23 protein-coding genes are annotated in these 20,400 nt (G+C 73.2%); 9 read left to right on the plus strand and 14 right to left on the minus strand.

Going from position 1 to position 20,400, the window contains the following annotated elements; genetic code table 11:
- The first annotated feature begins 7 nt into the window (after positions 1-7).
- On the plus strand, positions 8-1,318 hold the full coding sequence (locus tag QF032_RS35850) for an ROK family transcriptional regulator (protein ID WP_307048459.1): 1,311 nt from the start codon (positions 8-10) through the stop codon (positions 1,316-1,318).
- A 450-nt stretch (positions 1,319-1,768) separates the two neighbouring features.
- Positions 1,769-2,026, plus strand: coding sequence for a hypothetical protein (locus QF032_RS35855; RefSeq protein ID WP_307059352.1), 258 nt, complete (start codon positions 1,769-1,771; stop codon positions 2,024-2,026).
- Between the two features lie 272 nt (positions 2,027-2,298).
- On the opposite strand, the gene QF032_RS35860 is transcribed toward QF032_RS35855, so the two are convergent.
- Both QF032_RS35860 and QF032_RS35865 read right to left on the minus strand, forming a co-directional pair.
- Positions 2,299-2,967 carry an HAD family hydrolase gene (locus QF032_RS35860; protein ID WP_307059354.1) on the minus strand — a complete coding sequence of 223 codons (669 nt, stop codon included), beginning with the start codon at positions 2,965-2,967 and terminating at the stop codon, positions 2,299-2,301.
- Between the two features lie 39 nt (positions 2,968-3,006).
- On the minus strand, positions 3,007-4,047 hold the full coding sequence (locus tag QF032_RS35865; RefSeq protein WP_307048465.1) for a PHP domain-containing protein: 1,041 nt from the start codon (positions 4,045-4,047) through the stop codon (positions 3,007-3,009).
- Positions 4,048-4,177: 130 nt separating this feature from the next.
- Between QF032_RS35865 and QF032_RS35870 the strand changes: the two genes are divergently transcribed.
- Positions 4,178-4,414 carry a hypothetical protein gene (locus QF032_RS35870; protein ID WP_306946330.1) on the plus strand — a complete coding sequence of 79 codons (237 nt, stop codon included), beginning with the start codon at positions 4,178-4,180 and terminating at the stop codon, positions 4,412-4,414.
- A 31-nt stretch (positions 4,415-4,445) separates the two neighbouring features.
- Here the strand turns inward: QF032_RS35870 and QF032_RS35875 are convergent, their stop codons facing one another.
- The gene (locus tag QF032_RS35875; RefSeq protein ID WP_307048467.1) at positions 4,446-5,084 is read right to left on the minus strand and encodes a VanZ family protein; all 639 of its coding nucleotides are present in this window, start codon (positions 5,082-5,084) and stop codon (positions 4,446-4,448) included.
- Between the two features lie 114 nt (positions 5,085-5,198).
- Positions 5,199-5,897, minus strand: a complete 699-nt coding sequence (locus QF032_RS35880; protein ID WP_307048468.1) for a DUF4230 domain-containing protein — start codon at positions 5,895-5,897, stop codon at positions 5,199-5,201.
- Positions 5,898-6,384: 487 nt separating this feature from the next.
- Between QF032_RS35880 and QF032_RS35885 the strand changes: the two genes are divergently transcribed.
- Entirely contained in the window at positions 6,385-7,338 is a 954-nt protein-coding gene (locus tag QF032_RS35885; protein WP_306946324.1) for a ribose-phosphate diphosphokinase, read from the plus strand.
- 51 nt (positions 7,339-7,389) lie between these two features.
- Here QF032_RS35885 and QF032_RS35890 read toward each other — a convergent pair whose 3' ends face one another.
- Together QF032_RS35890 and QF032_RS35895 are read right to left on the minus strand one after the other, a co-directional pair.
- Positions 7,390-7,770: an anti-sigma factor antagonist gene (locus QF032_RS35890; protein ID WP_307059355.1), complete on the minus strand. Its 381-nt coding sequence runs from the start codon at positions 7,768-7,770 to the stop codon at positions 7,390-7,392.
- 247 nt (positions 7,771-8,017) lie between these two features.
- A complete protein-coding gene (locus QF032_RS35895; RefSeq protein ID WP_373430426.1) occupies positions 8,018-8,482 on the minus strand; it encodes a MarR family winged helix-turn-helix transcriptional regulator in 465 nt (154 codons plus the stop codon).
- Between the two features lie 104 nt (positions 8,483-8,586).
- Here QF032_RS35895 and QF032_RS35900 point away from each other — a divergent pair, with 104 nt between their 5' ends.
- Together QF032_RS35900 and QF032_RS35905 are read left to right on the plus strand one after the other, a co-directional pair.
- Positions 8,587-10,041, plus strand: a complete 1,455-nt coding sequence (locus tag QF032_RS35900) for an aldehyde dehydrogenase family protein (protein WP_307048469.1) — start codon at positions 8,587-8,589, stop codon at positions 10,039-10,041.
- A 30-nt stretch (positions 10,042-10,071) separates the two neighbouring features.
- Positions 10,072-11,178, plus strand: a complete 1,107-nt coding sequence (locus QF032_RS35905; protein WP_307059357.1) for an NAD(P)-dependent alcohol dehydrogenase — start codon at positions 10,072-10,074, stop codon at positions 11,176-11,178.
- Positions 11,179-11,219: 41 nt separating this feature from the next.
- Here QF032_RS35905 and QF032_RS35910 read toward each other — a convergent pair whose 3' ends face one another.
- The gene (locus QF032_RS35910; protein WP_307048473.1) at positions 11,220-12,170 is read right to left on the minus strand and encodes an NADP-dependent oxidoreductase; all 951 of its coding nucleotides are present in this window, start codon (positions 12,168-12,170) and stop codon (positions 11,220-11,222) included.
- Positions 12,171-12,241: 71 nt separating this feature from the next.
- Between QF032_RS35910 and QF032_RS35915 the strand changes: the two genes are divergently transcribed.
- Positions 12,242-13,192, plus strand: coding sequence for a GlxA family transcriptional regulator (locus QF032_RS35915; protein WP_307048474.1), 951 nt, complete (start codon positions 12,242-12,244; stop codon positions 13,190-13,192).
- A 120-nt stretch (positions 13,193-13,312) separates the two neighbouring features.
- Here the strand turns inward: QF032_RS35915 and QF032_RS35920 are convergent, their stop codons facing one another.
- Positions 13,313-13,876: a TetR/AcrR family transcriptional regulator gene (locus QF032_RS35920; protein WP_307048476.1), complete on the minus strand. Its 564-nt coding sequence runs from the start codon at positions 13,874-13,876 to the stop codon at positions 13,313-13,315.
- The gene (locus QF032_RS35925; RefSeq protein WP_307059360.1) at positions 13,873-14,235 is read right to left on the minus strand and encodes a DUF1304 domain-containing protein; all 363 of its coding nucleotides are present in this window, start codon (positions 14,233-14,235) and stop codon (positions 13,873-13,875) included. Before QF032_RS35925 ends, QF032_RS35920 begins: the two co-directional genes overlap by 4 nt.
- 164 nt (positions 14,236-14,399) lie before the next feature.
- Between QF032_RS35925 and QF032_RS35930 the strand changes: the two genes are divergently transcribed.
- The gene (locus tag QF032_RS35930) at positions 14,400-14,792 is read left to right on the plus strand and encodes a VOC family protein (RefSeq protein ID WP_306946312.1); all 393 of its coding nucleotides are present in this window, start codon (positions 14,400-14,402) and stop codon (positions 14,790-14,792) included.
- A 176-nt stretch (positions 14,793-14,968) separates the two neighbouring features.
- On the opposite strand, the gene QF032_RS35935 is transcribed toward QF032_RS35930, so the two are convergent.
- Together QF032_RS35935 and QF032_RS35940 are read right to left on the minus strand one after the other, a co-directional pair.
- On the minus strand, positions 14,969-15,265 hold the full coding sequence (locus QF032_RS35935; protein WP_057577503.1) for a DUF4235 domain-containing protein: 297 nt from the start codon (positions 15,263-15,265) through the stop codon (positions 14,969-14,971).
- An 8-nt stretch (positions 15,266-15,273) separates the two neighbouring features.
- Positions 15,274-16,338 (minus strand): glutathione S-transferase family protein, encoded by a 1,065-nt coding sequence (locus QF032_RS35940; RefSeq protein ID WP_307059362.1) that lies wholly within the window; start codon positions 16,336-16,338, stop codon positions 15,274-15,276.
- A 377-nt stretch (positions 16,339-16,715) separates the two neighbouring features.
- On the opposite strand from QF032_RS35940, the gene QF032_RS35945 reads away from it, so the two are divergent.
- Positions 16,716-17,633 carry a cation diffusion facilitator family transporter gene (locus QF032_RS35945; protein WP_307059364.1) on the plus strand — a complete coding sequence of 306 codons (918 nt, stop codon included), beginning with the start codon at positions 16,716-16,718 and terminating at the stop codon, positions 17,631-17,633.
- Between the two features lie 95 nt (positions 17,634-17,728).
- Here the strand turns inward: QF032_RS35945 and QF032_RS35950 are convergent, their stop codons facing one another.
- The 3 genes from QF032_RS35950 to QF032_RS35960 form a co-directional block, all read right to left on the minus strand.
- Positions 17,729-18,178, minus strand: a complete 450-nt coding sequence (locus QF032_RS35950; protein WP_307048485.1) for a nitroreductase family deazaflavin-dependent oxidoreductase — start codon at positions 18,176-18,178, stop codon at positions 17,729-17,731.
- Between the two features lie 149 nt (positions 18,179-18,327).
- Positions 18,328-18,951: a LysE family transporter gene (locus QF032_RS35955; RefSeq protein WP_306946302.1), complete on the minus strand. Its 624-nt coding sequence runs from the start codon at positions 18,949-18,951 to the stop codon at positions 18,328-18,330.
- Between the two features lie 172 nt (positions 18,952-19,123).
- Positions 19,124-19,948: a phytanoyl-CoA dioxygenase family protein gene (locus QF032_RS35960; RefSeq protein WP_307059366.1), complete on the minus strand. Its 825-nt coding sequence runs from the start codon at positions 19,946-19,948 to the stop codon at positions 19,124-19,126.
- Between the last annotated feature and the right edge of the window lie 452 nt (positions 19,949-20,400).

A 20,400-nucleotide genomic window follows, 5' to 3' on the forward strand; every position in this document is an offset into this window, starting at 1 on the left:
GAGCGACATGACGGGGCGGAACGGGCGCACGGTACGCGACCTGAGGCGGGCCAACCGCACGGCTGTGCTGCAGCGGCTCTACTTCGACGGCCCGCTGAGCCGCTTCGAGCTCGGCCCGGCCACCGGTCTGAGCTCGGGATCGATCAGCAACGTCGTCGGCGAGCTGATCGCGGACGGGCTGGTGGAGGAGGCCGGCAGCGTCGACTCCGACGGCGGCCGGCCCCGCATCCTGCTGCGGGCGGCCCCCGGCAGCGGCCACATGATCGGCGTGGACGTCGGCGAGACCCGGGTGCGGATCGAGCTGTTCGACCTGACGCTGACCGAACTCTCGCGCGTGGAAAAGCCGTTGGAGCAGCGGCGGTACGAGGTCGGCGGCATCGTCGGCCACATCCGCGACGGCGTGGCCGAGGTGCTGGCGGCGGCCTCCGTCGCCCCCGAACAGCTTCTCGGCGTCGGCATCGGCGTCCCCGGCATCGTCGAGCACACCCCCGGGCGCGGCGCGGTCGTGCACGGTCAGACCATCGGCTGGGACGCCGTCCCGCTGGAGGAGCTGCTGCGAGAGGGCTCTCTTCTCCCCGAGTCGGTCCCGTACTTCATCGACAACGGTGCGAAGACCCTCGGCCAGGCCGAGATGTGGTTCGGCGGCGGACGCGGCGCGCACAACGCGGTCGTCGTCCTCTTCGGCTCGGGCGTCGGCGCCTGCCTCGTCACCCCCGAGGTCGAGCACGGCCGGGCGGTCGAGTGGGGACACCTCACCGTGCGGGTGCGCGGCCGCCGCTGCCGGTGCGGGGCCCTCGGCTGTCTGGAGGCGTACGCCGGCGCCGAGGCCCTGCTGGAGCGCTGGCGCGAGGCCGGCGGCCGGCCGCCGGAGGGCGCGGACGAGGAGACGGCGCTGACGGCGATGCTCGCCGCCGCCTACCCACTGGTCGGCGGCGACACCGCCGACGGCGGCCGGACCGCCGACCCGGTGGCGCTCGCGGTGCTGGAGGAGACCGCGGAGTACCTGGGCGCGGGCCTCTCCGACCTGATCAACCTGTTCCAGCCCGAGCGCATCCTCATCGGCGGCTGGGCCGGCCTGCAACTCGGGGCGCGCTTCCTGCCGGCCGTGCGCCGCCATGCCACCGCGTACGCGCTGCGCCACCCTGCGCAGAAGGTCAGTGTCGAGCTCGGACGGCTCGGCCCCGACGCCGTCACCGTCGGGGCGGCGATCCTCCCGCTCGCCGACTTCTTCGCCCGCGGCGGCCGTCGTCCCGACCCCGCCCCCACCGGCCCGGCGCCCGCCTGGCGCACGGTGCTGGAGGAACGCGCCCCACGCTGAGGCGCCCGCGCCCCACCGGGAGCCCGGTTGCCGGTGCTGACGCCGAGGGGCCCGTACCGGCGCTGACGGGGTCTCGGCCGGCGAAGCGCCCGGCCGCCGAAGCGCGTCCGGCCATCGGTCCGAGAAGGCGGCGCCGCCACTGCGGCCCGCCGCGCATGACTGCGCGGACACTCGGACCGTTGCCCTCGGGCGTTCCCCTGCCGAGCGCACACCGGTCCGCATCCGCGACTCCTGCCCCGGCACTCCGGTCCGGCACCCCGGCTCCTGTCCCGGCGCTCCTGCCCGGCCGCTCCCCGCCCTCGCAGGGGCCACTCGTCGGACACCCCTGGCTCGCCCGTGCCCCTGCCCCCGCCGTGCCCGCGCGTGACGTTTCGCGCGCCGCCTGGAAGGTACTCGCGTGGCGCCGGACGGACGGCGTCCGGGCAGGCACGACCGCGAAGGGAGGCCGTCGTGGCCGCACACAACCTCGAAGGCCCGGGCGAGACCAGCGCACCCATCCCGCGCGACCCGCCGGACCAGCAGGCGGACGCGGATGCGGAGGACCCTTGGGACCTCGCCGGCCCGAAGGGGTCGGGGAAGCCGGCGGAGGCCGAGAGCGTCCCCGACACCGACGAGTCGGGCACCGGCCGCAAGGGCGCGTCCCCGGGCCCGTCGCACACCGACATCGACCAGTCCGACGAGCCTGTGCCCGAAGAGCCGTCCGCCTGAGGATTCGCGGGCACGGCCGACCGGGCCCACCCGGGGAGCCGGGCAAAGGAGAGCCCCGACCGGACGGGGGAATCACGGTCGGGGCGGTCTGAGTGTGGGCGCGCACGGCGGTCGCCACTCGGCGAGACGCGCCGCAGGGCTTCAGCCGGACGATCGTCCCTGTGGGCAGAAGGTGAGGCCCGGGGACACTGTCCCGTCCGCACCCACGGTCTGTTCAACGGGTGACCACTCCTGGGTGTTCCCCGGTCCGCGGCGGCGCGCGGTGACGTGTGTCACCCCGCTTCCCCGCCCAGCGGGCTCGTCGACAGGGACGCCAGAAGGTCGGCCGGGTCGTCGTACACGGTCTCCGCGCCCGCCTCCAGCAGGTCGGCGCGGGGGATGCCGCCGCACAGGACGCCCACGCAGCGCACCCCGGCCCGGCGGCCGGCCCGCATGTCCCACACGGTGTCGCCGACGAAAACGGCCCCCTCGGCGGACGCCCCGACCAGCTCCAGCGCGTGGGCCACCGGCTCCGGCGAGGGCTTGCCCGCCTCGACGTCGTCCGCGCTCGCGGTCGCGGCGATGGCGTCGTCGGCGTCGATGGCGGCGCGCAGGGCCGACAGCTCGGACCCGCTCGCCGAGGTGGCGAGCACCACGGTCCAGCCGTCGTCGCGCAGCCGGCGCAGCAACCGCCCGGCGTCCCGCAGCGGCGGCAGCCGGTCGAAGTACTGGCCGTACAGCGCCTTGTGGGCGGCACTGAGCTCCGCGTCCCGGTCCGTGTCCCGGTCCTCGCCCAGCAGGTGGGCGATCAGGTCGTCGGAACCGAGCCCGACCGCCCGGTGCACGGCGTGCGTCGGCACCCGGTGGCCCGCCTGCCGGAAAGCCTCCCACCAGGTGACGACATGCAGGTGGTTGGTGTCGACGAGGGTGCCGTCGACGTCGAACACGGCGGCGCGTGTCATCTGGGATCCTCTCTCTCGAACCACCCGCCGGGTACCACCTCAGCGGCTCGCCACTCCCGTCGGCGTGCGGCCCTCGCGCGTCCAGGCCAGCAGGTCCCCGAGCGGCCACGCGGTGACGACCCGCTCCGCGGGCACCTCGCACTCCTCGGCCCGCGCGCAGCCGAGGATCTGCCAGTCCAGCTGGCCCGGCGCGTGCGCGTCGGTGTCGACGGAGAACAGCGTGCCCGCCGCGACCGCACGGCGCAGCAGCCGGCGCGGCGGGTCGAGCCGCTCGGGCCGGCTGTTGATCTCCACGGCCGTGCCGGACTCGGCGCACGCCGCGAACACCTCGTCGGCGTCGAACTCCGACTCCGGCCGCCCGCGCCCGCTCACCAGCCGTCCGGTGCAGTGGCCCAGGACGTCGGCGTGCGGATCGCGCACGGCCCTGACCATGCGGCGCGTCATCGCCCGGGCCTCCATGCGCAGCTTGGAGTGCACGGACACCACGACCACGTCGAGCCGCTCCAGCAGCTCCGGCTCCTGGTCCAGGGACCCGTCGTCGAGGATGTCGCACTCGATGCCGGTCAGCAGCCGGAAGGGCGCCCAGGTCGCGTTGAGCTCCTCGACAACGTCCAACTGCCGGCGCAGCCGTTCGGGGGACAGCCCGCGGGCCACCGTCAGCCGCGGCGAGTGATCGGTGAGCACGGCCCATTCGTGGCCGAGCGCCGCCGCCGTCCGGCCCATCTCCTCGATCGGGCTGCCGCCGTCCGACCAGTCGGAGTGGAGGTGGCAGTCCCCGCGCAACAGCGCCCGCAGCCCGGTCCCCGCACCGTCCGTGAGCGGTCGGCCTGCTTCGTCCTCCAGTGTCGTCAGGTACGACGGCTGCTGCCCGGCCAGTGCCTCACGCACCACCTGGGCGGTCTTGGGGCCCACGCCCTTCAGCGACTCCAGCGTCCCGGCCGCCGATCGCTGCTCGACCTCCGCCGTGGGCAGCCGTCCCAGCACGCGGCCCGCCGTGCGGAACGCCCGCACCCGGTAGGTGGGGGCCAGCGACCGCTCCAGCAGGAAGGCGATCCGGTCCAGGGCCTCGACGGGGTCCATCGCTACCTCCTGGCTCCAGAGTTCACCGCCCGCGCGCGGGCCGCACGTCGGGGGAGGCGATAGCCCGTCCTGCCCGTACGTCAGCGATCGAACGATTCGTGACGACCTGTTCCGCTCTACCCTTTATGTCATGACCGAAATCGCGAGCCTCCGTATCGCCCGACCGCGGATCATGGTGCTCGGTGTGCAGCCTGCCCCCGTTCCGTTCCGCATCGTGGAAATCGACGCCGAGGTGGTCGGCGAGGCCAGGGACGTGACCGACGTCCTCGAGATCGCCGCCGCGTACGGCATCACCGTCCATGACCTCGACGACCCGGACGTGGTGCGCTGGGTGGGCGGGGACAGGTACACGTGGAACCCGCACTGAGGCCGGTCCGGTCCTCGCCCCCGCCCCGCTCTCACGCGCGCTGCCTGCGGGCGTGCACCGCCCGGCCGAACCTGCGCCCCAGGATCAGGTATCCGATCAGCGCGCCCGTCGTGTTGAGGATGACGTCGTCGATGTCGAAGGCGCGTCCGGTCACCAGCGCGCCCTGGGCGAACTCCACCAGCAGCATGACGGCCGCCGTCAGCAGCAGTACGCGCAGCAGCCCGCGGGCCCGGGGTGCGACGACCGGCACCAGCACGCCGAAGGGCACGCCCAGCAGCACGTTGCCGCCGATCTGCTTCGCGGCGTCGCGCAGTTCCGGCTGGTCCAGATAGGCCCGCAGCGAGTCGCCCGGCCGCAGGTTGGAGTGCACCAGGGCCGTCGAGGCGGGGGACGGCTCCAGCGTGATGCGGGCGAGCGCGACGGCGAACGCGACCATGAACGCGAAGGCGCACAGCATGGCGAGCAGCCGCAGCGGGAACGGCAGCGGCCGGCCGGTCTTCGCGCCGGTCTTCGCGCCGGTCTTCGCTCCGGCCTTCCTGTCGGTCTTCCCGCCGCTCCGCGGAGGCGCCTCGGTCTTGTTCCAGGGCTTCCAGGACTTTCCGGGTTTTCCGGGCTCCTTGGCGCCGCGCGGGCGGAACGCGGTGAGCGGACGTAGCGCTGCACGGGCCATGCGGTCCTCCAGTAGTCAACTTCCCTGCGTGACAGGGCGATTACCCGCGAAATCCCGGAGGATGCCGGCCTTCCCGTCCGGCGCCGGACACGAGGTCCGGCGCCGAGGGCGAGGTCAGGAGCCGTACACCACCTTCACCTCCGTGAAGCCGAGGGAGTGCAGCAGCCCCTCCAGCATGTCGGTGGTGTTGCTCTCGGCCCGCGCGGTCAGCTCGCTCTCCTTCGCCGCGTCGCCGATGTGGCGGACCGCGAGCTTCTGCACGGCCTGTTCACCGCCGGGGTTGTCCGAGAAGAGGTCGCCGAGGCGGTCCAGGAGACCGCGCTGCTTGGAGACCGCGTAGGAGCGGTCGGGGTCGAGCGCCGGGGTGCCGAGTCGCGCGTGCGGCAGCCGGAGCGTGGCGGAGGTGCGGTCCTCGTCGACCGTCACGTCGTCGTCGCCGACCTTGCCGAGGTCGACGTAGGCGTCCACGGTGCCCGCCCCGACGTACAGGGTGCGGGTGCCGCGGATCGCGTCGGGGAGGTACTTGGCGTCCTTCTCCAGGTCCACGACGACCTGGAAGTTGCCGGAGGCGGCGTCGTAACGGCTCATGTCCTGGATGGACTGCAGCAGGGCGGGGCCCGTACGGTCGTGGGTCTCGGTGCCGAAGAAGTCGCGCAGTCCCGGCAGCAGGCTCAGCCGGATCCCGGCGAACATCACGACGAGCACGACCACGACGGCGGTGAGCGCCTTGGCCCAGCCGGGCATGCGGCCGGGGAGGCGCCTGGTGGGCTTGTCGGCCTTGGTGGGCTCGGTGGGCTCGATGGAAGTCGTCATGCGGACGGCCCTCCTTCCTGAGGACACGGATTCCCGCCAATTGCGGTGTCAGACCGCCTTGTTGGCAACCTGTGACGTACGGGCCCGCCCGGCACGCGGGCCGGCCGGGCGTCCTCGCCGGAGCGCGGGCGGCCGACGGCCTGCGGACGGCCGTGTCCGGGCGCCTTGACGCCGCCCGCTCCGGCGGCCCGGGCCGCCGCTCCCCCGTCACGCTCACCACGACGACCGGCGCGACCGGCGTGACCACGACGGCGACCGCGGCAGGCGGAGCCGGCCACGTCACCCGGGCGGCCGATCCCGCCCCGCGCGTCCCGCCCGCCGGGCCGACGGGGCCGTCGGCGGACCGCGACCGGACGTCCCGGGGGCCGGGAGCGGTGGGGGAGGGGACCGGCGGACCACGGGGTGCCGGTGAGGGTGGGCGAAACGGACGCGGTCCGTAGCATGGGAGCTCCCGCCCCAGCCGGACATGATCCGCGAGGAGCCGATCGTGCGAGACATCTCCGTGTTCAGCGGCAGTGCCCATCCCGAGCTGGCAGCCGAGGTCTGCGCCCACCTCGGCGTGCCCCTGAGTCCCACCCGCCTCAGCAGGTTCGCCAACGACTGCCTGGAGGTCCAGCTCCAGGCCAACTGCCGGGAACGGGACGTCTTCCTCGTCCAGCCCCTGGTCCGGCCCGTGCAGGAACACCTCGTCGAACTGCTGCTGATGTGCGACGCCGCCCGGGGCGCCTCGGCGGGCCGGATCACGGTCGTCATGCCGCACTACTCCTACGCCCGCTCCGACAAGAAGGACGCGCCCCGCATCTCGCTCGGCGGCCGGCTGGTCGCCGACCTGATGGCGGCGGCCGGCGTCCACCGGGTGCTCACCATGACGCTGCACTCGCCCCAGGTGCACGGCTTCTTCTCGATGCCCGTGGACCATCTGCACGCCCACCGGGAGCTGGCCGCCCACTTCCGCCGTTACGACCTCACCCGCACCACCGTCGTCTCGCCCGACCTCGGCAACGCCAAGGAGGCGGCGGCCTTCGCCCGGATGATCGGCGCCCAGGTGGCGGCGGGGGCCAAGCAGCGGTTCGCCGACGACCGGGTCAGCATCAGCGCCGTGATCGGCGAGGTGGCGGGGCGGGACGTGATCGTCCTCGACGACGAGATCGCCAAGGGCAGCACGGTCCTCGAACTGCTCGACCGGTTGCGGGAGTCGCAGCCGCGGTCGATACGGGTGGCGTGCACGCACGGCCTGTTCGCGGCCGGTGCGCTGAAACGGCTCAGCGAGCAGCCCGACGTGCTGGAGATCGTGTGCACCAACACCGTGCCGGTGCCCGTCGAGCAGCACACCGACAAGCTGCGGATCCTGTCCATCGCCCCCGCCCTCGCGGAGGCCGTTCGCCGGATCCACAACGGCGAGTCCGTCAGCGCCCTGTTCGACGCGGCGCGCAGCGAATAGCGGGGTGGCGGCCGGGTCGGAAGGGTCGTCGAGCAGCGCTTCCCGGCGCCGTCATAACGTGCCGGAGGCGGCCCCGGGACGCTCCAGGGCGGCCTCCAGGGTCGCGGCGGGCGGCAGCAGCCGGGACAGCCCGGTGGCCCGCAGGATCCGCAGGGTCAGCGGGTGGGGGCAGACCAGGTGCAGACGGCCGCCCTGGTCGAGGACCCGGCCGCGGGCCCGGTACAGCAGGCGCAGTCCGGAGCAGTCGAAGAACTCGACCGGGGTCAGGTCGATCACGATGCGCGGCGCGGCGCCCGCGGTCGCGTGGTCGAGGTGCGGGCCGATCTCGGTCGCCGCGACGATGTCGATCTCGCCGTGGAACTCCAGCACCGTGTACCCCCCGTCCTGGCGGACGCGTAGATGCGGGGTGCCCGCCGTGGATTCGTGCTGCACGACGACATCGCCTCCAACCCGCTCCACCGGTCGGGAGCCTCCAACGGGCGGGGAGCACACCGCAGTTCCCCGCTCCAGCAAGTTACCCCCGATGGAGTGAATTCCAGCATGTTCGATTGACATATGTCTTCGAAATGCAACCGACTCTGGCCGAGTTTTTTCGCGCCGTGAGCGAAGGGGGGTGCGAGGAGCGGTCCGAGAGGTGGCGGAAGTGGGTGGGACGGGTGCCGGCACGGGTGCGGGAGGGTTACGACAGGGCGTGCCAGGCCGTCGACAGGGCCGCGCGGAACTGCTCCGTCTGGGCGGCCGTGAGCTCTCGCACCATGCGCCCCTCCAGTTCCCGCACCGGGCCGGCGTGCCGGTCGAGGAGCTCGCGCCCGTCGTCGGTGAGCAGGATCAGCAGCTCGCGCCGGTTGTGCGGATTGCGCTCGCGGCGGATCAGGCCGCGCCCCTCCAGGGACCGGACCAGGTCGGCGATGGACTGGGCGGTGACGAAGGAGGTCCGGGCCAGCTGGGCGGCCGACAGCCCGTCGTGCCGCTGCAGCACGGTGAGCGCCGTGTACTGCAGGGCCGTGATCCCGGACGGCTTGACCAGCTCGTCGAGATGGGAGCGTACGACCAGCTCGACCTGCTTCACCATGTAGAGAAGGGACGGGGGCGCCCGGTGGGGCGAGGGTGCGGACGAAGTCTTGCTCGTCTGGGTGCCGGCCATGAGTCGGAGCCTAGAGCATTGACAGGAAACCTGTCTGTAAAGAGACTGCGAACCAACAGGAATCCTGTTTGTTGAAATCTTGGCGACGATGCTGAGGAGTGGCGATGACCACCTTCGAGACCGGCCCCGGTCGACTGTTCATCGGGGGACAGTGGCGCGAGGCCGCGGACGGAGCCCGGACCGAGGTGGTCGACCCCTCCCGGGGCGCGGTCGTCACCACTGTCGCGGAGGCGGGCGCCGCCGACGTGGACGCCGCCGTGCGGGCCGCGCGGGAGGCCTTCGACGCCGGGCAGTGGTCCGGCCTCAGCGGCCGGGAGCGCGGCCGCGTCCTGCTCCGGGTGGCCGAACTGATCCGCGCCGAGGCCGACGCGATCGCCCGGCTGGAGAGCCTCGACGTCGGCAAGCCGATCACCCTGGCGCACGCCGTCGACGTCACCAACGCGGCCAACGACTACGAGTACTTCGCCTCCCTCGCCTTCGCCCTGGACGGCGCGAACCGCGACACCCCCATGAACGCCCTCGCCTACACCCGGCGTGGCCCGCTCGGCGTCGTCGCCGCGATCACCCCCTTCAACTTCCCGCTCATCCTGGCCGGCTCGAAGATCGCCCCCGCCCTCGCCGCCGGCAACACGGTCGTCCACAAGCCCGCCGACGAGACCCCGCTCAGCGCCCTGTACATGGCGGACCTGTTCCAGCGGGCGGGGGTGCCCGACGGCGTCGTCAACGTCGTCACCGGCAGCGGCCCGGTGGCCGGCGAGGCACTGCTGCGCCACCCCGGCGTCGACAAGATCGCCTTCACCGGCTCCACCGCCGTCGGCCGGCACGCCGCGGGCATCGCCGGCGAGAACCTCAAGCCGGTGACCATGGAACTCGGCGGCAATGCCGCGCACCTCGTCTTTGAGGACGCCGACCTGGAGAAGGCGGTCGGGGCCGTCATCAAGGGCTTCGTCTTCAACACCGGCCAGTTCTGCATGGGCGGCCCGCGACTGCTGGTGGCCCGCCCGGTCTACAGCACGATGCTGAACATCCTCGCCGAGGCCGTGCCGGGCGTGCCCGTCGGCGACCCCCGGCGGCCGGAGACCGTCGTCGGTCCGATGGCGGGGGAGAAGCACCTGCACAAGGTCGAGGAGTACGTCGCCCTCGCCCGGAAGGAGGGCGCCCGCATCGTCTGCGGCGGCGAGCGCCTCGACCTCGACGGCGGCTACTACTACCGGCCCACCGTCATCGCCGACCTCGCGAACGACTCCCGTGTCGTGCAGGAGGAGATCTTCGGCCCGGTCCTCACCGTCCAGCCCTTCGACGACGAGGACGAGGCCGTCGCGCTCGCCAACTCCACCCCGTACGGCCTGGCTTCGGGAGTCCAGACCGGCAATCTGGCCCGCGCCCACCGCGTCGCCGACCGCCTCCAGGCCGGCATCGTCTGGGTCAACGACTGGGCGATGCTCGACCCGGCCGTCCCCTTCGGCGGCGTCAAGGACTCCGGCTTCGGCCGCGAGTACGGCCCCGAGGCGCTCCAGTCGTACACCAAGGTCAAGTCCGTCGTCGTCTCGCTCGACTGAACGCGCCGCGAAAGCAAGGGAGTCGCACCCATGACCATCACCACACGTGTCGCCGTCGTCGAGTCCGCCGGAGCGCCCTTCACCCTCTCCGAGGTCGTCCTCGAGGACCCCGCGCCGCACGAGGCGGTCGTCCGGCTCGTGGCGGCCGGACTGTGCCACACCGACCTCGGCGTGGCGAGCGGCGGACTGCCCTTCCCGCTGCCCGGAGTCCTCGGCCACGAGGGCGCGGGGGTCGTCGAGGCGGTCGGCGCGGCCGTCACGGCCGTGGCCCCCGGCGACCACGTCGTGCTGTCCTTCACCTCCTGCGGGGACTGCCGCAACTGCCATGGCGGCCACCCCGCCTACTGCGCCTCATGGCTGCCGCTGAACCTCCTCGGCGGCCGCCGCGCGGACGGCACCAGCACGCTCAGCCGCGACGGCGAGCCGCTCGGTGGCCACTTCTTCGGCCAGTCCTCGTTCGCCGAGCGGGCCCTGGTCGACGAGCGCAGCCTCGTCAAGGTCGACCCCGACGTGCCGCTGGCGTCGATCGCCCCCCTGGGCTGCGGCGTGCAGACGGGCGTCGGCGCCGTGTGGAACGTGCTCCGGCCCACGACGGGCAGCACCGTCGTCGTCCTCGGGGCCGGAGCCGTCGGCCTGTCGGCGGTCATGGCGGCCGCCCTCACCCCGGCCACCACGATCGTGGCGGTCGACCGGGTCGCCGAACGCCTGTCACTGGCCGAGGAATTGGGTGCCACGCACACCGTCGACGCCGGCCGGGACGCCCTCGGTGACGCCCTCGCGGAGATCACCGGCGGGCGCGGCGCCGACGGCATCGTGGAGACCACGGGCAACACCGCCGTGCTGCGCCAGGGCGTCGACGCGCTCGCCGCCCGCGGCACCCTGGTGGTGGTCGGCGCACCGCCCTTCGGCAGCGAAGTCGCCCTGGACGTGAACGGGTTGCTCGGCGGCAAGCGGGTCGTCGGCCTCACCCTCGGCGACAGCGAGACACGGAGCTTCATCCCCGCCCTGGTCGAGCTGGTCAAGGCCGGCCGGCTGCCGCTGGACCGTCTGATCGGCACGTACCCGTTCGCGGACATCGACCGGGCGGTCCAGGACATGACCTCGGGCAAGACCATCAAGCCGGTCCTGACGTTCTGATCTTCCGGCGAATCCGCTCCCGCCGGCGTTCTGACATCTCGTCAGTCGACCGTAAGGACCAGCTTCCCGGTGGTCCGGCCGGTGTCGCCGAGCCTGTGCGCCTCGGCGGCCCCGGCCAGCGGGAACGTCCCCGCGATGGTGGCGCGCAGCTGCCCCGCCTCGACCAGCCGGGCGATCTCTCGCATCCCGGCCCGGTCGGCGTCCACCAGCATCCGCACCGCCCGCACGCCGAGGCGCTCGGCCTCGGCGTGCAGTTCTCCGGAACCGACCGGCAGGATCGACACCACGATCCCGCCCGGTCGCAGGACGCGCAGGGAGTCCACCGAGGTGTCCCCGCCCAGGGTGTCCAGGACGACGTCGACGTCCTTCACGGCCTCGGTGAAGTCGCTCGCCCGGTAGTCGATCGTCTCGTCGGCGCCGAGTTCCCGCAGGAAGCCGTGCTTGCCCGCGCTGGCCGTGCCGATCACGTACGCCCCGCGCGCCTTGGCGATCTGCACGGCCACGTGCCCGACGCCGCCCGCGGCCGCGTGGATCAGTACCCGCTGCCCGGCTCCGAGGCCGGCCGTCTCCACCAGCGCCTGCCAGGCGGTCAGCGAGACCAGCGGCAGCGCACCGGCCTGGACGTGGTCGATCCCGGCCGGCTTGTGCCACAGGGCGCGGACCGGCGCGACGGCGTACTCGGCGTGGGAGCCGTGGCCGTAGGGGTACGGCAGCATGCCGAAGACCTCGTCGCCGGGGGCGAAGGAAGCCACGCCGATGCCGGTCGCCTCCACCGTCCCCGAGAGGTCCCAGCCCAGGACGAACGGCGGCTCGCCGAGGAAGCCGCCCGTGGCGCGGTGCTTCCAGTCGGTCGGGTTGACGCCCGCGGCGCGCACCCGCACCAATACCTGGTTCGGGCCCGGCGCGGGCCGCTCCGCTTCCTCTTCCCTCAGGACCTCGGGGCCGCCGAGGACGCTCTGGCCGATGGTGCGCATGGTGTTCACAGTGCTCATGGTGAACCAGCCTGCCGGGCCGCCCCCGGCCGGGAAATGGCACGATTGCCAACTTCCGATAGAATCGTGCCATGCCTGCGAAGCACCGCGTCGTCGTCCTCGCCCTCGACGGCGTCTACCCTTTCGAACTCGGCATCCCGAGCCGTGTGTTCGGCGCGGCCGACGGGCACTACGAGGTGCTGACCTGCACGGTCGACGGGCGGCCGGTGCGCACCAACGCCGACTTCACGGTCGGCGTGGAGCACGGCCCCGAGCTTCTGGAGACCGCCGACACCGTGGTGATCGCCCCGGTCGCGCCCGATCGGATGACCGACCACCTGCCCGACGCGGCCGCCGCGGCCCTCGCCCGGATCCGTCCCGGGGCGCGCCTCGTGTCCATCTGCACCGCCGCGTTCGTGCTCGCGGCCGCGGGCCTGCTCGACGGCCGCCGGGCCACCACCCACTGGTGTGTCGCGGAGGAGTTCCGCCGCAGGTACCCGCACGTCGAGCTCGACCCGGACGTCCTCTTCGTCGACGAGGACCAGGTGCTGACCTCGGCGGGAGCCGCCTCCGGCGTCGACGTCTGCCTGCACCTCGTCCGCAAGGACCACGGCAGCGAACTCGCCAACAGGGTGGCCCGCCGCTGTGTCGTCCCTCCCTTCCGGGACGGCGGCCAGGCCCAGTACATCGAACAGCCGGTCCCCGAGGCCGGCGCGGCGAGCACGGCGGACACCCGCGCCTGGGCCCTGCGGCGGCTCGGCGAGCCGCTCGCCCTGGCCGACCTCGCGGCGCACGCGCGGATGAGCCTGCGCACCTTCGCCCGCCGCTTCCACGACGAGACGGGACTGAGCCCCGGCCGCTGGCTGATCCAGCAGCGCGTCGCACACGCCCGGCATCTGCTGGAGGCCAGCGACCTCTCCGTGGACCAGATCGCCGGCCGCGTCGGCTTCGCCACGGGCGCCTCGCTGCGTCAGCACCTGCACGCGGCCATCGGCGTCTCCCCGCAGGCGTACCGCAGGACGTTCCAGACGACGCCCCGCTGAACGCCGGTCACCGGTCGCCGTCGGTTGCCGCGGTCGCCGTCGGCTGCCGCTCTCGGCTGCCGCTCGGCGGGCGGCGGGAGGCGGGAGGCGCTCGGCGCGGGGCGCGTGGGCCGGGTCCGCTCAGCGGCTGGCGTGCAGCGCGACCAGCAACTGCCACACCTGGTCGGCGATCTCGGCGGGGGAGCCGTCCAGGTCGCCGTGCAGCCAGTCCGCCAGGACGCCGGCGAAGGTCGCGGCGACGGCCGAGGCGACCAGGGGCGCGTCCGCCGCGCCCGCCCGTTGCCGCTCCCGCAGGCTGTAGGCACGCAGGTCGCGGTGGAGCACCCGGCCGAGCGGCCCGCCGCCGCCCGGCGTCAGCAGCCCGCGGTAGAGCGCGCTGTGCGGACTCAGCGACGCGAAGAACCCCGCCAGCGCGGCCGGGGCCCGCACCGGGTCGGGGCGGCCCTGCCAGGCGTGCAACGCCTCCACGGCCTCCCGCACGACGTCGGCGCAGGCGTCGACGGCGAGGGCCTCCAGGTCGGGATAGTGCACATAGAAGGTGGCCCGGCCGACGCCCGCCCGCCGCACCAGGGCGGCCACGCCCACCTCCTCCAGCGGCCGCTCGGCGCACTCCTCGAGGAGAGCCGAGCGCAGCCGCGCACGGGTGCGGGCCGCCCGCGGGTCCTCGGGCTCCCTGCGCGTCACTGTGCGACGAGGACGGCGACCAGGGCGAGGGCGCCGGGCAGGGCCTGCGCGAACAGGATCCGGCGGTTCGCGGTGACGGCGCCGTACCCGCCCGCGACGATCACGCAGGACAGGAAGAACACCTGGGCGCGGAAGCCGGTGGGGTCGGCCGCGATCAGCCCCCACATCAGGCCCGCCGCGAGGAAACCGTTGTAGAGCCCCTGGTTGGCGGCCATCGCGGCGGTCTTCTTCGCCATCTCCGGCTCGAAGCCGTGGAACGACAGGCCGGGCTTCTTCTGCCACAGGAACATCTCCATCACCAGGATGTAGAGATGCAGCGCGGCCACCAGCGCGACCAGAACGTTCGCCAGGATTTCCATGGTCTCCCTCACTTGTTGGACAGGTGTCCACTATAGCGGGACACCTGTCCAGGAAGTCCAGAGGCAGTCGCCCGGCCCCGGTGGGCCGTCGAAACGGGGGTAACCGCAGGGTTCGGAGGCGGGGCGCTCCGCTCCGGCCCGGATCTCGTGGAGGAGACGACGACATGGCACTGGTGAAAGCGGGCGTCGTGGTGCTCGACTGTGCCGAGCCCGAGAAGCTCGCCGAGTTCTACAAGGGGCTGCTGGACGCCGAGGAGATCGACCGGACCGCGAACCGCGTGGAGATCAGGAGCGATGACGGCACCCGCCTGGCCTTCCGGCGCGACGTGAACGCGACCCCGCCGAGCTGGCCCCGCCCCGAGAACTCCCTCCAGGCCCACCTGGACTTCCTGGTCGACGACCTCGACGAGGTGGAACGCAGGGTGGTCGGACTGGGCGGCCGCCCCCTGGAGACCAAAGGCGCGCCCGGCCCCCACGAGGAACGGGGCTACGCCGATCCGGCGGGCCACTCCTTCACCCTGCGCCTGGCGCCGTCGACCGCCCCGAAGCAGGGCTGAGCCGGGAACGCCCGGAGCGGCGGGCCCCGCCCTTCGGCAGGCGCCCGCCGCTCCGCAGGCTTCCGCACCGTGGAAGCCGTCCAGGCCTTCCGCGCCGCCGCCGCCCCGCCCCGCACCGCCGCGCCGCCCTGTCCCGGGCCGCCGTGTCCCGGGCCCGTGACGACGGCGGGCGGGCGTCAGTCGCGGCCGCCCTTCTCCTTGGCGGGCCAGACGCCGGTGGAGCGCTCGATCGCCTTGGCGCCGGTGCGGTCGGCGGCGCTGCGGGCGGCCGCGAAGATCGCCCCCTGCACCGCCGCGGCCAGCAGGACCTCGCCCCAGCCGCGGTCCCGGTCGAGGGCGTCCGGTGCGTCGTCCTCGTGCCTGATCGCCTTCCACGCCTTGCGGAACGCGAGCCCCGCCAGGGCGCCGCTCGCCCAACCCAGCGCGAATCCGACGGGCTGGTAGACGAGGGGGAGTTTCCTCTTCTTGGCCATGGATCTCCTCACTCCTTCTCTGTCATGTTCTCTGTCACGGGGGAGGGACGGCGGGCCCGGCCGGCTGCCGGTACCTCCTCACCGGCCGGCACCGGGCCGGGCGGTGTGCCGTCGCCGAACGGGCGGCCACCGAGCTCCTCCCGGCGGTGCGGTGTGTGCCAGCCGGCCAGGTCCGGTCCGAGGGGGACGATCCTCGTCGGGTTGATGCCGGCGTGCACCCGGTAGTAGTGCCGCTTGATGTGGTCGAAGTCGACGGTGTCGCCGAAACCGGGTGTCTGGAAGAGATCGCGGGCGTAGGCCCACAACACCTCGTTCTCCGTCAACTTCCAGCGGTTGCACTTGAAGTGACCGTGATAGACGGCGTCGAAACGCACCAGCGTGGTGAACAGCCGGATGTCCGCCTCGGTGAGAGTGTCGCCCACCAGGTACCGCTGCCGGGCCAGCCGCGGCGTCAGCAGCTCCAACCGCCGGAAGACACCCGCGCACGCCTCCTCGTACACGTCCTGGCCGTCGGCGAAACCCGCCCGGTACACCCCGTTGTTGACGTCCTCGTACACGTCGGCCATGACCGCGTCGATCTCGTCGCGGAGCCGCTCCGGGTAGAGGTCGGGCGCACCGGGGCGATGCAGGGCCGTCCACTCGGTGGCGAGGTCGAGAGTGAGCTGCTGGTAGTCGTTCGTCACCAGTTTCCCGCTCGGCACGTCGACGACCGCGGGCACACTGACCCCGCCCGGGTGACCGGGCTCCCGCCGCTCGTACGCCTCGGCGAGGTACCGGATGCCGAGGACGGGATCGCGGCCGCCGGGGTCGAGGCCGAACCGCCAGCTGCGGTCGTCCTGGACCGGATCGGTGATCGCCAAGGACAGCGTGTCCTCCAGACCGAGGAGCCGCCGCGAGATCACGGCGCGGCTCGCCCACGGGCAGGCGCGGCTGACCACCAGCCGGTAGCGGTGCCCGGAGACGGGCCAGCCGTCCCGGCCGTCCGCGGTGATCCGGTCGGTGAAGTGACTCCTGGCGCGCCGGAAAGCCGTGTGCCCGTACGCGCTGTTGCCGTCGCCGCCCCCGTCGCTCATGACGTCCTCCCGGTGGTGTCGCGTCTCCTGTTCCACGCGTTCCCCGTTTTCGGCCGGTGGCACGGTGTGATCGCGACCGGCCGGGGAATCCGGCGAAGGTGAGCGCGACGCCTTCAGAACGGAACGCCGATCACCCGGCCGACACGCAGGCCCGAGAGAGTCAGGGGGTGGACGATCGCAGCATCGGCCGGAGAGCCGGGACGCCAGGCGAACGTGCAGGCCGGCCGAGCACATCCGGCCCGCCCGGAACAGCCGACCCGTCCGACCCCTCCGGCCCGCCCGGAACAGCCGACCCGTCCGGCACGTCGGGCGCGCCCGACGCGCGGAGCACGCGCAGTGCGGACGACGGAGCAGCCGATCGGCGGACCCGCGTCACCGTGCTCGTGGCGCTGGCCGCCAACCTGGTCATCGCCGTCGCCAAGGGGCTGGGCGGCGTCCTCGCGGGGTCGCCGGCGCTGCTGTCGGAGGCCGCGCACTCCGTGGCCGACAGCCTGAACGAGGTGTTCCTGCTCGCCGCCCTGCGCCGCAGCCGGCGCCCGGCCGACCGCAGGCATCCCTTCGGCTACGGCAAGGAACGCTTCTTCTGGTCGCTCCTCGCCGCTGTCGGGATCTTCGTGATGGGTGGCTGCTTCTCCTTCTTCCAGGGCGTGGAGGCGCTGCGGACGGGAGCCGACGAGAAACTCAGTGGCTACGTGGCGGGCCTGATCGTGCTCGGCGTCTCCTTCCTCGCCGAGGGCGCCTCCCTGGCGCGGGCCCTGCACCAGGTGCGCCGGCAGGGCGGCAGCGCGGGCCTGCGCGACCCCGCCCTGCGTACGGTCGTCGCGGAGGACGGCACGGCCGTGCTCGGCGTCACCCTGGCCGCGATCGGCATGGCCCTGCACATGGTCACCGGGCAGGTCGTCTGGGAGGCCTCCGCGTCGCTGGCGATCGGAGCGCTGCTCGTCTACGTCGCCTTCCGGCTCGGCCGCGACGCCCGCGACCAGCTCATCGGCGAGGCAGCCGCGCCCGAGACCGGCGCGCGCATCCGCGCGCTCCTCGACGCCCAGCCGGAGATCGACAGCGTGGAAGCGGTGTTCACGATGCAGATGGGCCTGGACTCGGTTCTTGTCGCGGCCCGCGTGGACCTCATGCCGGGCCTGGACAGCGAGCGGGTCGAGGAGGTGGCCGTGCGCATCAAGCGGTCGATCGCCTCGACGGTCTCCGAGGCGGACCAGGTCTTCCTCGACGTGACCGACCGGCCCGCGGGAGAGACGGCGCAAAGCCCCGCCGCGACGGGGGAGCGCGGCGGGGCCTGACCTTCGGGTGCCCGGTGGGAACGCGCTGATGCGTTCCCACCGCGGATTTCCTGCTCGCGGTGCCCGCGAGGGCGCCGCCCGCGCGACCTGGAGGGTCAGCGGTTCCCGGCCGGTTCCACGACGAACACCGGGATCTCCCGGTCCGTCTTCGTCTGGTATTCGGCGTACGGGGGATAGGCGGCGACGGCCCGCTCCCACCACTCGGCCTTCTCCGCGCCGGTGACCTCACGGGCCGTCATGTCCTGCTTGAGCGGCCCGTCCTGGAGCTCGACCTGGGGAAGGGCCTTGATGTTGTGGTACCAGACGGGGTGCTTGGGCGCCCCGCCCTGGGAGGCGACCAGGGCGTACCGGCCGTCGTGCTCGACGCGCATCAGCGGGGTCTTGCGAATCCGGCCGCTCTTCACACCCAGGGTCGTCAGCAGGATGACGGGCAGTCCCGTCTCCCGCAGGGTCGTGCCCTCGGTGCCGCCGGAGCTTTCGTAGAGCTCCACCTGCTCGCGCACCCACTGTGTCGGGCTGGGTTCGTACTCGCCTTCGAGAGGCATGGTCTGCGTCCCCTTCGTCATGTCACTGGTGCCGTGTGCCGTCATGCCGTCGCTCCGTCCGCGTGGTTCGCGTGGTTCGCGTCGCGCACGTCCGGCCCGCACAGAGCTGCAACACCGACGGCCGCGTGTTTCATCCGCACGTGCGGTCCCTACGTCACCATCCGGACGGCGAGCACGGTCATCACCCCGCTCGACACGAGGGCCGTGACCAGGCGTCCCCGGTGGCCGGTGAGCGCGCGGCCCAGCAGGGCGCCCCCTCCGGCGAGCAGCACCTGCCAGCTCGCCGAGGCGACGAAGGCCGCCAGCACGAACACGCCCTGTTCCAGGGGCCGTACCGGGTCGGCGGTGCCGGCGCCCAGGACCAACGCCGCGAAGTAGACCACGGTCGTCGGGTTGAGCAGGGTGATGCCGAGGAGGCTCAGATAGGCCCGTGCCGGCCCGGGCGGAGGCGGTCCGGACCGGGTGGCGAGCCGATGCGCCCGGTACTGGCGCACGGCGCTCAGCGCGCCCCGGGCCGCCAGCGCCAGCAGGACCAGAGCCGAGGCCCAGCGCAGTGGCGTCAGCACCGGTCGCAGCACGGCCGCGACGGCCGAGCCGCCCACGGTCGCGACCAGTGCGTAGAGGCCGTCCGCGGTGGCGACGCCGAGCGCCGCGCACATCCCGGTGCGCAGGGAGGTGCGGGCGGTGAGCGAGACGAGGTAGGTCGCGACCGCGCCGACGGGCACGGCGATGCCGTAACCCGCGACCAGGCCCGCGACGAGGGCGGCCGTCACCGTCGTGCGGCGTCGCGCCTCCGGGGACGGCCGGGCTGCTGCTGGACCGGCGCCGGGGGAGCGGCGGCGGACGTCAGCGGCAGAGAGGCGTCGAAAGTGAGCATGGCTGGATCCTGCGGGTGCGGAGCGCCCGAGGGCAACCGGATTTCACGTGCCCCACCCCGAACCGCGGTCAGTGCGGGCTCGGCGGCGCGAACTCCGTGCCGCAGGGTCCCGCCCCCTCGCTCACCGGCAGGGTCAACCGCTCGCCGTCCATCGTCAGCGTCCGGTAGTACGCGCCGATCCGCTCAGCCGAGCGCCCGACGTAGTGCCCGATGAACGACCGGCGGAACCGGTCGCCGCTCCGGTTGGGCTGCGATCCGTGCACCAGACTGCCGTTGAAGAACAGCACGTCGCCCGGGGCCATGTCGACCGGAGTCGCCGCGAGCCCGGGCGGCGGCGGCACGTACTCCCGCGCGAACGACACCTGGTCGTCGGCCGTCTCCGGGCAGAACAGGTCCATCCGGTGCGTGCCGGGCACGACTTCCAGACCGCCGTTGTCGCGGTCGATCTCGTCGCAGGCCAGCCAGGCGGCCACGCACGTGCCCGGTTCGACCCGCAGATAGAAGTTGTCCTGGTGCAGCGCCTGGCCCCGGGCCCCCGGCGGCTTGAAGTAGAACATGCTCTGCGCGGCCAGCACCTCCTCGTCGAGCAACTGCTCCAGCACGGCCCGTAGTCGGGCGTCGAGCAGGACCCGGCGGGCGAGCGGACTGATCTCGTGCGGGTGCAGCACTCTCGGATACGCGGCGAGCGGGTCCACGGCGCCGGGGCGCGGCTCGAAATGCCCGGGCACCGGCCGCCCCGCCGCGTGCAGGGCCTGGAACCCGGCACACAGCCGGTCGACCTCGTCCCGCGTGAACAGGCCGCGCACGACGGTGAATCCGTCCTCCCGGTACTGCCGCAGGTCCGCCTCACCCGGGCGGGGGGTCCCGGCGGCGCCGTTGTCCGTGACTGTCATGCGTGGCCTCCTCGGTCCGCCTGCCGCGGGACCGGCACCGTAACCCCGGACCGGCCGATGCGAAAGAAGGGCCACGGGCGGCGGCGGTCGGATGAGGGAAAGGTCCGGAAATCGCGTCCCGAAAGATGCCCCGAAAGGGGCGTCAAAAGGGACAGTAATACCGGGACCGCCCCACAGGGCGATCCCGCTTTGACGATTCGTCAATATCCGGCGGCCGGTGGCCCGTGTACGAAACCGTGTGATCCCTTGTTCGTCCTGGTCGGGTTGTGCGAAGGTGTGCCTTGTCGGCGCGCGGACAACGATTTCCCCATCGTGCGCACGAGACGCCTCCCGTCACACTCCCCACGCTTCACGAGAGCTGTCCCCTGTGGACGTCGGAGGCGCCGAACCCTGTGCGAGTCGTCCCGCCGCCCGGGCGGAACCGCAAACCCGATGGTATGGACTTTATGCCG

It is taken from the genome of Streptomyces achromogenes, assembly GCF_030816715.1.
GTDB lineage: Bacteria > Actinomycetota > Actinomycetes > Streptomycetales > Streptomycetaceae > Streptomyces > Streptomyces achromogenes_A.